The sequence below is a fragment of the Amycolatopsis sp. SB7-3 genome (assembly GCF_041021335.1).
Classification (GTDB): domain Bacteria; phylum Actinomycetota; class Actinomycetes; order Mycobacteriales; family Pseudonocardiaceae; genus Amycolatopsis; species Amycolatopsis japonica.
Map to the genome: position 1 here is coordinate 1,573,220 of NZ_JBFPJQ010000001.1, position 12,589 is coordinate 1,585,808.

The following is a 12,589-nucleotide window of genomic DNA, read 5'->3' on the forward strand; positions in this document are numbered from 1 at the left end:
GGTCGTTTATCCCGAGGAGAGAGGGGGAATCAGGGCGACACGGGAAGGCGGTGATCGACGTCGCGGAGCTGAGGATCGGCACTTCGGGCTGGCGCTATCCACCGTGGCGCGGGGACTTCTACCCCCGCGGCCTGGTGCAGCGGCGCGAGCTGGAATACCTGTCGTCCCGGATGAACTCGGCCGAGATCAACGGTTCGTTCTACTCGCTGCAGCGTCCCGAGCGGTACCGCGCGTGGGTCGAGCAGACCCCGGACGACTTCGTCTTCGCCGTCAAAGGCGGCCGCTTCATCACGCATCTAAAGCAACTGCGCGACGTCGAGACACCGCTGGCGAATTTCTTCGCCTCCGGTGTGCTGGCGCTCGGCCGGAAACTGGGGCCGTTCCTCTGGCAGCTGCCGCCGCGGCTGGCGTTCGACGCCGAGCGCGTCGAAACGTTCTTCAAGCTGCTGCCGCGCACCAGCCATGCCGCCGCCGAGCTCGCGAAACGACACGACGACAAGCTGAAGGCCGAACCGCATACCGATCCGAGCCCTCGCCGGAAGCTCCGGCACGCCGTCGAGGTACGGCATCCGAGCTTCGCCGAGCCCGAAAGCCTGGACCTGTTCCGGAAACACGGCATCGCGCTCGTGGTCGCCGACACCGCGGGCAAGTTCCCGTACATCGACGAGATGACGAGCGAAGAGTTCGCGTACGTCCGCCTGCACGGCGACGAGGAGCTGTACGTCAGCGGATACAGCGACAAGGCCCTCGAAAAGTGGGCACGGAAGATCAAGGGCTGGGGCCGCGACACGTACGTCTACTTCGACAACGACGTCAAGGTCGAGGCGCCGAAGAACGCGATCGCCCTCGCGGAACTCCTGGCTTGACCCTCGCAAGCTGCACAGTCAGCGCGCAGTGAGCGGTGTCCTGTTCACTGGCTCGTGAGGTCACGGGCGTACTCGCGTGCTGGTTCTGGGGGTCGGCACGCCGGGCGCCCGTGCCTCACTCAGCCTTCACGGTTTCGCCCACGAGCGAGGCGAGCTTGGTGCGGACGTCCTCGGCGTCGGGATGCGCGAGTTCGGTCAGCACCCGCACCGAACGCAGCCAGCATTCACGCGCCGACGAGGGATCACCGAGCCGCAGATGGATTCCGCCGAGCTGGGCCAGCACGTCGGCCGCCTCGTAGAGCTCTCCGTGCGCGAAGAACATCTCGACGGCGCGCCGCATGCAGGCGATGCCCTCGTCCCCGCGGCCGAGTCCGACCAGCGCGGTTCCCTTGGTGTGCAGGGTGAAGCGGGCTTCGTCGGGCAGTGCGTGCGCCTCCAGCGCCAAGGCCTGGTCGGCGAAGTCGAGTGCCTGCTCGAAGCGGCCGGCCTGGGCGCAGATGTCGCCGAGCGCCTGCAGCGCGCTGGCCTCCATGCCGGCGCCGACGTTGCTCTCGCGGATGAGCCGCAACGCGCGCGTGCCGTAGTCCCATCCCGTGTCGGGATCCTGGCTGGCCAGCGTGAGGTTGTAGAGGGCCCGCGCCTCGCCCTGCCGGTCCCCGACCTGCCGCTGCAGTTCGACGACCTGCTCCAGGTAGGCGATGCTGTCCTCGTATTGGCGGGCGACCCCGCAGGCCACGCCGAGCCCGCTGAGGATGGCGGCCTCGCCGGAACGGTCCCCGAGATCGCGGGCGGCACGAAGCGCGACGCCGAACACCGAACGCCAGTCATCCAGCCGCGCCCGCACGATGAAGTACGACTGCAGCAGCCACGCCAGCTGCCAGCATTCCCGGTATCGCCGCTCCCGGTACGCGATGTTCACCGCGGCGATGAGGTTCCCGGCCTCCTCGTCGAACCAGTCGAGAGCCTGTTCGTAGTGCCCGAACTTCAGCCCGGCGCCGTCGAACCGCTCCGGCTGGACGAGCCGGTAGTGCCGTTCCGAGCGCAGCAGCCTCGACGCGTTCAGCGCGGAGGCGAGCGACGCGTGGAGCAGCCTGTCCAGTACGGCCGTCCGCGCCTCGGGCCCGTCGAGCTCCGCCGAAAGTTCGGCCGCGTACGCGCGGATCAGGTCGTGGAACTGGTACCGGCCCGGTTTGGACCGCGCGATCAGATGCGCGGACGCGAGTTTCGCCAGATCCTCGTGTGCTTCCGCGATGTCGACGCCGGCCACCGCCGCGGCGGTGGGCACGCTGAAGTCGCCGCCGGTCGGCAGGCCGAGCAGCCGCAGCATCCGCGCGGCCCGCTGGTCGAGCGCCCGGTACGAGTACGAGAAGACGGCCCGGATGTTCGTCTCGTCGCCGTCGGCGAGATCGAACGAGCCCAGCCGGTCCTGTTCGGCTTCCAGCAGCCGGACGAACTCGCCCAGCGCGAGGTTCGGAAACTGCGCCGCCCGCACCGCGAGGATCCGGATGGCCAGCGGCAGCCCGCCGCAGTACCGGATGAACCGTTCGGTGGCCTCGGGATCCTCGGCGACCCGGTCCAGCCCGATCGTCGAAGCGAGGAGCGCGATCGCGTCCTCGTCCGGCAGCTCTTCCAGCGCGACGCGCCGGGCGCCGTGGGTCGCGACGAGCGCTTGGAGCTGCCATCGGCTGGTCACCAGCACCAGGCAGCCGGGGCCGGGCAGCAGCGGCCGGATCTGCTCGGTGCTCGCCGCGTTGTCGAGCAGGATCAGCATCCGGCGGCCCGCGCTGTACGTGCGCCAGGTGGCCGCGCGTCCGTCGACGTCGGCGGGGATCCGGTCGGCGGGGACGCCGACGGAGACCAGCATGGTTTCGAGCGCGGCGGCGGCCTCGACCGGCTCGCCGGGACCGTAACCGCGCAGGTTGAGGTACACCTGCCCGCCGGGGAAACGGTCTCCGACCTCGTGGGCGAAGTGGACGGCGAGTGTCGTCTTGCCGATACCGCCCATTCCCTCGATCGAGGCGATGGACGTCGACCGCTCGGTGTCCAGCGCCTCCGGGACGAGCCCGTGCAACGCCTTGAGATCGCGTTGGCGCCCGGAGAACACCCGCAGATCGGCGGGGAGCTGGCGAGGAATCAGCGGTTCGGCGCCGAGCCGGTACCGCGTCAGTTCGGAGTCCAATGTGGTCTCGACGGACTCCTCGCCGGTCAAGATCGCCTGGTGCGCCCGCTGCAGCGACGCTCCGGGGTCCAAGCCGAGCTCCTCGGCCAGCACCGCGCCGATCCGGCGGTAGACGTTCAGCGCCTCGGCCTGCCTGCCGGAGCGGTAGAGCGCGATCATCAGCTGTTCGTGCAGCCGCTCCCGCAACGGGTTCTCACGGCACAGTCTGATCAGCTCGGGCACGACGACGTTGTGCTCGCCGAGCGCGATGAGCGCGTCGGCCCACTGCTCGCACACGCGTAACCGCTCTTCGCCCAGCTGGTCGGCTTCGTCGCGAAGCAGCGCTTCGGAGTGGACGTTCTGCAGCGCCGGACCCCGCCATTCGGCCAAGGCGGCGGCGAACCGGCCCGCGGCCCCGCGCAGGTCGCCGTCCCGAGCGGCCTCCGCCCCGGCCGCGGCGTGGGCGCGGAAACGGGCGAGGTCGAGCAGGTTTTCGTCGAGTTCGAGCAGGTAACCGCCCCGTTCGGTGCGGATGGTGACCTCGTCGCCGAGCGCGCGGCGGACCCGCAGGACGTAGGTCTGTAGCGCCCCCTTGGACCGCCGTTGGTCGTCCGGCCACAGCCAGCGCCCCAGTTCACCGACCGGCACCACCGTGTTCGCGCGCAGCAACAGGCCTGCCAGCACGATGAGCGGCCTGCTGCCGCCCAAGGGCACCGGCAGCCCGTCCGCCGTGACCTCGGTGGGCCCCAGCACGCGAAAGTCGAGTGCCACGTCGCTCATTCTGTCCGGAACCGACGAAATCGGCACGCGATTCCCGCACTGGCATGATCGGTGCCGATGGACGTCTACGCTATCCCCCTGCGCACACGGTTCCGAGGCATCACGGTCCGCGAAGGACTGCTGGTCCGCGGCGACGCGGGCTGGGGCGAGTTCTGCCCGTTCTCCGACTACTCCGACGCCGAGAGCGCGCCGTGGCTCGCGTCCGCGCTGGAGGCGAGCGAACGCGGCTGGCCGTCGCCGGTGCGGGACAGCGTCGAGGTGAACGCGACCGTGCCGGTGGTGTCCCCGGAGCAGGCGTACGAACTCGTTTCCGCTTCGGGCTGCCGCACGGCGAAGGTGAAGGTCGCCGACCCGCGGGTGAGCCTCGCCGAGGACTGCGCCCGGGTGGAGGCGGTGCGGGCCGCGCTGGGCCCGCGGGGTGCCGTCCGCGTCGATGCGAACATGGCCTGGGACGTGGACACCGCGGTCAAGGCCATCGGTGAACTGGACCGCGCGGCCGGTGGACTCGAGTACGCCGAGCAGCCCTGCCCGTCGATCGACGACCTGGCCGCCGTCCGGCGCCGGGTCGGAGTGCGGATCGCCGCGGACGAATCGATCCGCCGGGCCGAGGATCCGCTGAAGGTGGCCGTCGCGGGGGCGGCCGACGTCGCCGTGCTGAAGGTCGCGCCGCTGGGCGGGGTGCGGCGCGCGCTGGAGGTCGCCGAAGCCTGCGGCCTGCCGTGCGTGGTGTCTTCCGCCGTCGAGACGAGCGTCGGGCTCGCCGCCGGGCTGGCGCTCGCGGGCGCACTGCCCACTTTGGACTTCGCGTGCGGACTGGGCACGATGTCGCTGCTGACCGGAGACGTCTGCGGCGATTCACTGTCCCCTGTGGACGGTCGGCTGCCGGTGCCGCTTCAGACACCCGCTCCCGATCTGTTCGCCACCCACGCCGCCGCTGCGGACGTGCAGGCGGCCTGGGAAGCCCGCCTCACCCGCGTCCGCGCCCACCTCCGGATGTCATGAAAGGGCCGTTCAGGACAAAAGATGTCCTGAACGGCCCTTTCATGACACTTCCGCGATCAGGTGCAGTGTTCGAAAGGCGATTCGTAGCTGGCGGATCCCGCCGAGCCGCCCCACCGGACGCATTTCGCGCCGGCGGCCGCGCTCACCGGGCCCGCGTAGTACTCGAAGCTGCCGGAGTCGGTCTTCCTGGCCGAACCCTGCACTTCGAGGAAGGCCGAGACCGCGCTGCCCGTGCCGACCGAGGTGGACTTGATGGTGGTGACGCAGTTGTTCTTGTTCGTGGCGTTGTACAGCAGGTACGCCGTCGCGGCGCTGCCGACCGCCTGCGAGTCGATCACCTTGTAGCCGTCGCCGCACACCTCGACGGCGTCGTACGGGTTGGGGTTCCCGTTGCCGCTGCAGGTGTTCTTGGAGGTCACGTTGGCGTTGGGGTAGCCGAACTTCACGCCGTTGAAGTACGCGGGCTTGATGTTGCTCGGCCACGACGAGTCGTTGGTGCGGACTTCGTAGTGCAGGTGCGGGCTGATGTTGTTGCCCGGCTTGGAGGTGTTGCCGACCTCGCCGATCTTCTGCCCCTGCGCGACCTGCGCGTTGAGCGCGACCGACCGGACCTTCAGATGCGCGTAGTAGGTCGACCATCCCCCACCGTGGTCGATCTTCACCAGGTTGCCGAACCCGTTCGCGGAACCCTGGTGCGCCGAGATGACGACCTTGCCCGCCGCCGCCGCGACCACGGTGTCGCCCAGATCCGCCCCCGCGGAGCTGCCCCGGTTGAAGTCGATCTCGTAGGCCCGGTGCGCGCTGCTGTTGTCGTTGTCGCCGTTCCACACCTGGTTGCAGGGGAACGGAAGCTGGAAGTTGGGACGCGGCCCGACGGCGGCTTCGGCCGACGTCGCGGTGATCGCCAGCCCGGCCATGCCCAGCAAGGCGGTGGCGGCCGCCGTGAGCACTCGTCTGAATCTCATCGGATGTCCTTTCTCGGCGTTTCGCGAGAAGCGTCCCGAAAGGGCGTACAAGCGAGATACAAACGACCACGAGCCCTCCTGGCCGAGGGGACCAGGAGGACTCGTGCCGCCTCCGCACCGGGACCGTCCGCGTCTTCCCCGTCCCGGTGCGGGTGTCTCAGCCGACCCGCTCGATGGTGGCGCGGCGGATCAGGAACTTGCCCGGTTCGCGGACCTGCTCGAAGGCCGCGTTGTTCAGCAGCGCGCAACTGCCCGAAACGCCGGTGACCTCGACGGTCGTGGACTTGTCGTTGTCCAGGTTCGTCACCTTCAGCTTGGTCCCCGCCGGGAACTCGCTGCTGGACGCCGCGGGGGCGCCGCCCTCGCCCGACAGCGTCACCGTGGAGCCCGGGCAGACGACCTCGCCGTCACCGGCGGCCGCTTCCTCCCGCGGGGCCGCTTCTTCCTTCGGCGCCGCCTCGTCCTCGACCGCCATGGCGTCGTCCGCGGCCTGCTTCCCGCTGTCGGCCTGTACTTCTTCGGTGCACCCGGCGGCTTCGCGGCGCTGCTGGATGAGGTCGACGACGGCCTGCCTGTTCGCGATCCGCGCCTCGGACAAGGCGTCCGGCTGCGCCTTTTGGCCCGCGATGAAGGTGAGGTTGTTGCGGAGAGCGGTGTCGAGTCCCTGGCAGCTTTCCGCGGCCTCTCCGTCCGGAGTGCTGATCGCGAACATCGCCGCGGCGATGGCGGCCACCCCGAGCACGGACGCGATGCCGATCGTCGCGCGTTTGCGGTGTTTCCCGGCGCTGTTCATCATCGGTGTCTTCCTCCGGTCTGGTTTCCTCCTCACCCACATCCAGGGATACGGCCGGATAACGAAAGTGGTTCAAACCGATTTCAGCCCAGCCAGGGCTTCGCGATACGCGCGTACGTGCCGTCGTTCAGCGCGAGATGCAGCCACTGGTCGGTCCACTCCTTGAACACGACGTCGCGCGGCAGGAGGTACGCCTTCTCCGAGAAGGTGAACGGCTCGTCGGGATGCACCGCGCACAAACGCGGGTTTTGCTTCGCCTGCCAACGGGTTTCGGTGGCGTCCGTGATCATCAGATCGGCCCGGCCCGCCAGGATCTCGGCGAAGATGGTGTTGTTGTCCGGATGCCGCACGATGGTCGCGCGCTTCAGGTTGGCATCGGCGAACTGTTCGTTGGTACCGCCCGGATTCACGATCGCCCGCACGCCCGGCTGGTCGATCTGCTCCAGGGTCTGGAACCGTTTTTCGTTCTCGCACAAGGTGATCGGCGTCTTGCCGTCACGAAGATAGGGAACGGTGTAGAAACCCTTCTTCGCGCGGTCCAAGGTCACCGAAACCCCGCCCATCGCCAGATCGCATTTCCGCCCGACGTCGTCGGCGATCGCCTTCCAAGTGGTCTGGACCAGCTGGAGCCGAACGCCGAGCCGCCGGGCGAGGTCGCCCGCGAGGTCGATGTCGATCCCGCTCCACGCACCGGTGGCGTCCCGATAGGTGAACGGGCGATAGTCCCCCGTCGAACACACGCGGATCTCGCCGCGTGCTTGAACGACGTCCAGCCTGCTTTGCGCGCCATGACCTTCGGGCGCGGCACCGGCCGTGCCGATTCCCAGCACGGTCAGCACCGCGACCCCGAACGTGAGCGCTTTCGCCTTGATCGTCATCAAGGCATCTTCCACGCCCTGAGGTAAGCGCGCACCAGCCAAGCGTCGGCCCACTCGGCGTCCGGCTCCTCCGGCAGCGGCGACGCGCCGCGTACCAGCTCGTCGAGACGGCGCTCCAGCGACTCGGCCGCTTCCAGCGCCTCTTCGCGGGTTTTCTTGCCCTGCCTCAGATCGCGGAGCCAGCCGAGCCCCGGTTCGGGGACCGGCAACGTGATCCGGCCGGTCTCCAGCAGCTCCACGCCCTGCACGCCGAGCCGCACCATGTGCATGGCGAACTTCGTGTCGAAGCCGTATTTCTCGATCAGCTCCGGCCTGCCCGCTTTGCCGCGCAGCCCCAGCATCCGCTCGCGCTGGGCGCGGGAGTAGCCGAGGAACCGCAGCCCGGCCCGGCGCGAGACGATCCGGTGCGCCTGCTCGCGCAGTTCGGCGCCCAGTTCGTCGATCACCACGATCTCGGACTCGGGTACGAACAACGGCAGGAGGACGGTCGGGTTCCCGTTGAGCACGAGCCGCATCCACTTGCGCAGCGAGTAGACGATCAGGTCGAGGTCACCGGGGCCGGATCGGACGCCTTCGGGTTGCGTACGGAAGATGTACTGCTCGAACCGCTTCAGGCCGATCACGTGGTCCGGCGGCTCGACGCAGATGCCGAGCTCGTCCCGGTCGTCCTGGCCGAGCACGGCGGTGCCGTGCAGCCCGGACCCGACCTGGCAGCGCAGGATCGTGCCCTGCTCGGCGATGGCGGCGAATTCGGGGCTGTCGTGTTTCACCGGACAAGTCATACTCGCGGGCGGGGGCACCGGGCATCCGGTTTTCGGCCCCTCAGGGTCGGATTCCAGGGTCGGGTCGGGGCCGTTCCCCGATGTGCCGGGGGTCGTTCCGGAGCGAACATGGAGCCATGACGAACAGCGTGTACACCCCCCAGGCCACCAAGAAGCTCTACCGCAGCCGCACCGACAAGATGCTCGCGGGCGTCGCCGGCGGCTGGGCCGCCTACCTCGGCGTGGACGCCGCGATCCTGCGCATCGCCCTCGTGGCGGGCGTCTTCTTCACCGCCGGATTCGCGATCCCGCTCTACGCCGCCGCTTGGCTCCTGACTCCGGAACAGCCGGGCGAATCCTGAGCAGGGCGGACGCCGTGCGCAGGGGGCGCGGCGTCCGCCGGATCGCGTTTAGCCCGCTAACCGCGATCCGCCTGGGGACCAGGGGGATGGAGAAGGGCCCGGACATGGGGATGTCCGGGCCCTTTCCGGTTTTCGGCCGCGGGATGGCGCGCCCGCCGTTACACTTCCCCTGACTTTGTCACAGGGAGCGGGAAGCGGGGGCCTCCATGGCCGGGTATCTGAGCCTCAGCGAGTACAAGCGGATGCTCGAAGGCGCGCTGGACGACTTTTGGCAGGCGCTGACCAAACGCTGGATGGAAGACGCCGTCGACGCCATGACGCACCTCTCGCCCGCCGTTCCGTGCTCCGCGGAACCCTGGGCGTGGCAGTGGCCCGCCGAATCCTACGGCCACCTCTCGGGCGCCGACGATTTCTGCGGCTACCTGACCTGGGTCATGGACGGGATGCACGGCCACTACAAGGACGTCCACTGCGACGGCTGGAACCCGCAGACCCAGAAGTACGTCGAGTGCCACGTCGAACGGAACCTCGCGCAGATCGAGCGGCTGGCCTGGAACCGGCGGCAGGAGGTCGCCAAATTCGTTCCGCAGCTGGAGGGGCCCGACCTCGCGAAGCTGGAGGCCGCCCACAACACGTTCCTCAACGTCGCGGGCAACCTCGGCTTCCATGACAAGAACGGCCGGGTCGCCGAGCTGCTCGGTCAGGGCGCCGTCGTCCGGAACGTCGAATGGCTGGACGGCGCGACCAGCGCGACCGAGCCCTGGTTCATCGAGTGGACCGGGCTCGCCGCCCAGCAGTTCAGGGAAGGGTTCTTCGCCTCGATCGCGCCGACCATGGCGAACCAGTCGCTCATCCTCGCCAGCTTGTCCACGTTGTACTCCACCCGCGCCGCGACGATCCAGGCGACCCGGCTCAACATCGTCAAACGGCTCAACTGGGCCACCAAGAAACTGGACGAGAAGGTCACCCTCAAGGTCTTCACCGCGGACTCGATCCTGGAGAAGGTCGACCAGGCGAAAACGCTCCACGGGATCGCGACCACTCTGCTGTCCGCGGGAGCGAAGCTCAGCAAGGTCGTGAAGACCGTGGAAGAGGCCGGCGGGAAGGCCAGCGGCCTGGCCGGTGCCGTTCTCGACCTGGCCGTTTTCGCCGGCGGGATCATCAAGGGACTCACCGTCGAGCAGGACGCCATGTCCCTCCAGGACATCCTGCAGAAGCTCACCACGTCGATCCAGGACGAGCACAACGCCTTGTCCGGCCTCGAATCCGGCTTCGGCGCGAACGTGCTGACCCTGCAGAAGGCGATCGCGAGGGTGCACAGCTACAACCTCGAACTCTACGACCTCACCGCGAACAAGCTGCCGAACCAGACGGACCGCGCGAAGTACCACGGCGTCCAGGTCCAGGTCTACTTCGTACTGCGGTTGGCGCAGACCTGCTTCGAAGCGGCCGAAGCCTATTCGGCGCAACTACGGATCCTCTCCGAGGCCGACAGCGCCGACCGGCACCTCGCGGGCCGCGACGAGCAGACGTGCACGGGCGACGACACGACATTGGAGATCCGGGACGCCGTCGAGCAGTTCATGAGGACGAGCTGCGCGCGATTCCTTCTCGCCGGTGAGCAGCTCAGGACTGCGGCCGAGGCCTACGCGCGAACGGACGGCGAGCTGTCGGACGACCTCAAGAAGATGTTCGCCAACTGGGAAAACGCCAACAAGGACCGGGGGAAGATCGATCCCAATCCCGAGACGGTCGAACGGGAGAACCCCGCCGCGGAGGCCGGCGGGACCGACCGGACCGGCCTCGAGCCGAGGAAGCCTTCGGAGCCGAACTCCATCGATCCGTACGAGGAGGACCGCCGGAAACAAGGCGGGAAGTACGCGGTGGACGGGCAGCGGTAGGGACCACACCTCCAGCTGCCACGACGTCTTTGCGCGTGAAGGCCCCCTTTCCTCGGCTGAGCCGAGGGAAGGGGGCCTTCACGCGCAAACAGGTGGGCAGAGGACAGGGGCCTGAACGGTCAACGTCCACAAAGGACACCAGCCATCAGGTGGATGTCCGCTTGATGCCTATCTGCACGAATTCGACCGGGGTCGTGAGTGGTAATGGTCGTTCTAACCCTCCTTATCACTCACGACCCAGCGCGAAACGCCCGAATCGGGCGCGCGTGACTCGCGTGATCGGATGCAACAAGGCGGGCAAAGGAAAAGCCCGGACGCGCGAGGCGCGTCCGGGCTTTCCGGTGGTGCTACCGGCTCGAACTCAGAAGTCCATGCCGCCCATGCCACCGGACGGGTCGGCGGGAGCGGCCGAGGCCTTCTCCGGCTTGTCCGCCACGACGGCTTCGGTGGTCAGGAACAGCGCCGCGATGGAAGCGGCGTTCTGCAGCGCGGAGCGGGTGACCTTCGTCGGGTCCGGCACGCCGGCCGCGAGCAGGTCCTCGTACTCGCCCGTGGCGGCGTTGAGGCCGTGGCCCTGCGGGAGGGACTTGACCTTCTCCGCCACGACGCCGCCTTCGAGGCCGGCGTTGATCGCGATCTGCTTGAGCGGCGCCTCGACGGCGACCTTGACGATGTTGGCACCAGTGGCCTCGTCGCCCTCGAGCTTCAGACCGGCGAAGGCGGCCTCGGCGGCCTGGATGAGAGCGACGCCACCACCGGCGACGATGCCCTCTTCGACGGCGGCCTTGGCGTTGCGCACCGCGTCCTCGATGCGGTGCTTGCGCTCCTTCAGCTCGACCTCGGTGGCGGCACCGGCCTTGATGACGGCCACGCCGCCGGCCAGCTTCGCCAGACGCTCCTGGAGCTTCTCGCGGTCGTAGTCCGAGTCCGAGTTGTCGATCTCGGCGCGGATCTGGTTGACGCGACCCTGGATCTGGTCGGCGTCGCCCGCACCCTCGACGATGGTGGTCTCGTCCTTGGTGATGACGGCCTTGCGCGCCTTGCCCAGCAGGGAAAGGTCCGCGTTCTCCAGCTTGAGGCCGACGTCCTCGGAGATGACCTGGCCACCGGTCAGGATCGCGATGTCCTGCAGGATCGCCTTGCGGCGGTCACCGAAGCCCGGGGCCTTGACGGCGACGGACTTGAAGGTGCCACGCATCTTGTTGACGATGAGGGTGGCCAGGGCCTCGCCCTCGACGTCCTCGGCGATGATCAGCAGCGGCTTGCCGGACTGGATGACCTTCTCCAGCAGCGGCAGGACGTCCTTGACGGTGGAGATCTTGGAGCCGAAGAGCAGGACGTACGGGTCCTCGAGCTCGGCTTCCTGACGCTCCGGGTCGGTCACGAAGTAACCGGAGATGTAGCCCTTGTCGAAGCGCATACCCTCGGTGAGCTCGAGCTCGAGGCCGAAGGTGTTGCTCTCCTCGACGGTGACGACGCCTTCCTTGCCGACCTTGTCCAGCGCCTCGGCGATGAGCTCGCCGATGGTGCGGTCCGCGGCGGAGATCGACGCGGTGGCGGCGATCTGCTCCTTGGTCTCGATCTGGACGGCGGCCTTGTGCAGCTGCTCGGTGATGGCCTCGACGGCCGCCTCGATGCCGCGCTTCAGGCTGATGGGGTCGGCCCCGGCGGCGACGTTGCGCAGACCCTCGCGGACGAGAGCCTGGGCGAGCACGGTGGCGGTGGTGGTGCCGTCACCCGCGACGTCGTCGGTCTTCTTGGCAACTTCCTTGACGAGCTCGGCCCCGATCTTCTCCCACGGGTCCTCGAGCTCGATCTCCTTGGCGATGGAGACACCGTCGTTGGTGATCGTCGGCGCGCCCCACTTCTTTTCGAGCACGACGTTCCGGCCCCGCGGGCCGAGGGTCACCTTGACGGCTTCGGCGAGGGTGTTCAAGCCGCGCTCAAGACCGCGGCGGGCGTCCTCGTCGAACGCGATCAGTTTGGCCATTGCGGTGTGGTCCTCCGGTATTGGGCGCCGCCGCACGCCTACTACAGCGCGGCGGCAGGACTCTTCCTCGGCCAGGCTCGGTGCCCGCGACGGACGACCCACCCGATCAAGGGTGCGGCCTCACCGTCCCGAC

10 protein-coding genes are annotated in these 12,589 nt (G+C 68.5%); 4 read left to right on the forward strand and 6 right to left on the reverse strand.

The features are described from left to right. Window positions 1-50: 50 nt before the first annotated feature. Window positions 51-866 (forward strand): DUF72 domain-containing protein, encoded by an 816-nt coding sequence (locus AB8M46_RS07665; RefSeq protein ID WP_394359929.1) that lies wholly within the window; start codon window positions 51-53, stop codon window positions 864-866. A gap of 115 nt (window positions 867-981) precedes the next feature. Here AB8M46_RS07665 and AB8M46_RS07670 read toward each other — a convergent pair whose 3' ends face one another. Further along, on the reverse strand, window positions 982-3,804 hold the full coding sequence (locus AB8M46_RS07670) for a BTAD domain-containing putative transcriptional regulator (protein ID WP_394359930.1): 2,823 nt from the start codon (window positions 3,802-3,804) through the stop codon (window positions 982-984). Window positions 3,805-3,861: 57 nt separating this feature from the next. Between AB8M46_RS07670 and AB8M46_RS07675 the strand changes: the two genes are divergently transcribed. Beyond that, window positions 3,862-4,806, forward strand: coding sequence for an o-succinylbenzoate synthase (locus AB8M46_RS07675; protein WP_394359931.1), 945 nt, complete (start codon window positions 3,862-3,864; stop codon window positions 4,804-4,806). A gap of 56 nt (window positions 4,807-4,862) precedes the next feature. Here AB8M46_RS07675 and AB8M46_RS07680 read toward each other — a convergent pair whose 3' ends face one another. The 4 genes from AB8M46_RS07680 to AB8M46_RS07695 all read right to left on the reverse strand — a co-directional run bounded on the left by AB8M46_RS07680 (window position 4,863) and on the right by AB8M46_RS07695 (window position 8,212). Next, entirely contained in the window at window positions 4,863-5,771 is a 909-nt protein-coding gene (locus tag AB8M46_RS07680; RefSeq protein ID WP_233629612.1) for a M23 family metallopeptidase, read from the reverse strand. Window positions 5,772-5,928: 157 nt separating this feature from the next. Then, the gene (locus AB8M46_RS07685; protein ID WP_037335603.1) at window positions 5,929-6,567 is read right to left on the reverse strand and encodes a hypothetical protein; all 639 of its coding nucleotides are present in this window, start codon (window positions 6,565-6,567) and stop codon (window positions 5,929-5,931) included. Window positions 6,568-6,647: 80 nt separating this feature from the next. Further along, a complete protein-coding gene (locus AB8M46_RS07690) occupies window positions 6,648-7,442 on the reverse strand; it encodes a transporter substrate-binding domain-containing protein (RefSeq protein ID WP_378429063.1) in 795 nt (264 codons plus the stop codon). Then, entirely contained in the window at window positions 7,442-8,212 is a 771-nt protein-coding gene (locus AB8M46_RS07695; protein ID WP_394359932.1) for a DNA polymerase beta superfamily protein, read from the reverse strand. The genes AB8M46_RS07690 and AB8M46_RS07695 overlap by 1 nt, the downstream gene beginning before the upstream one ends. A 128-nt stretch (window positions 8,213-8,340) precedes the next feature. Between AB8M46_RS07695 and AB8M46_RS07700 the strand changes: the two genes are divergently transcribed. Together AB8M46_RS07700 and AB8M46_RS07705 are read left to right on the forward strand one after the other, a co-directional pair. Beyond that, on the forward strand, window positions 8,341-8,565 hold the full coding sequence (locus AB8M46_RS07700; protein ID WP_007033414.1) for a PspC domain-containing protein: 225 nt from the start codon (window positions 8,341-8,343) through the stop codon (window positions 8,563-8,565). Between the two features lie 206 nt (window positions 8,566-8,771). Beyond that, window positions 8,772-10,466 carry a hypothetical protein gene (locus AB8M46_RS07705; RefSeq protein ID WP_394359933.1) on the forward strand — a complete coding sequence of 565 codons (1,695 nt, stop codon included), beginning with the start codon at window positions 8,772-8,774 and terminating at the stop codon, window positions 10,464-10,466. A 361-nt stretch (window positions 10,467-10,827) separates the two neighbouring features. Here AB8M46_RS07705 and groL read toward each other — a convergent pair whose 3' ends face one another. Next, window positions 10,828-12,456: a chaperonin GroEL gene (gene groL, locus AB8M46_RS07710; protein WP_037335595.1), complete on the reverse strand. Its 1,629-nt coding sequence runs from the start codon at window positions 12,454-12,456 to the stop codon at window positions 10,828-10,830. Window positions 12,457-12,589: the final 133 nt, after the last annotated feature.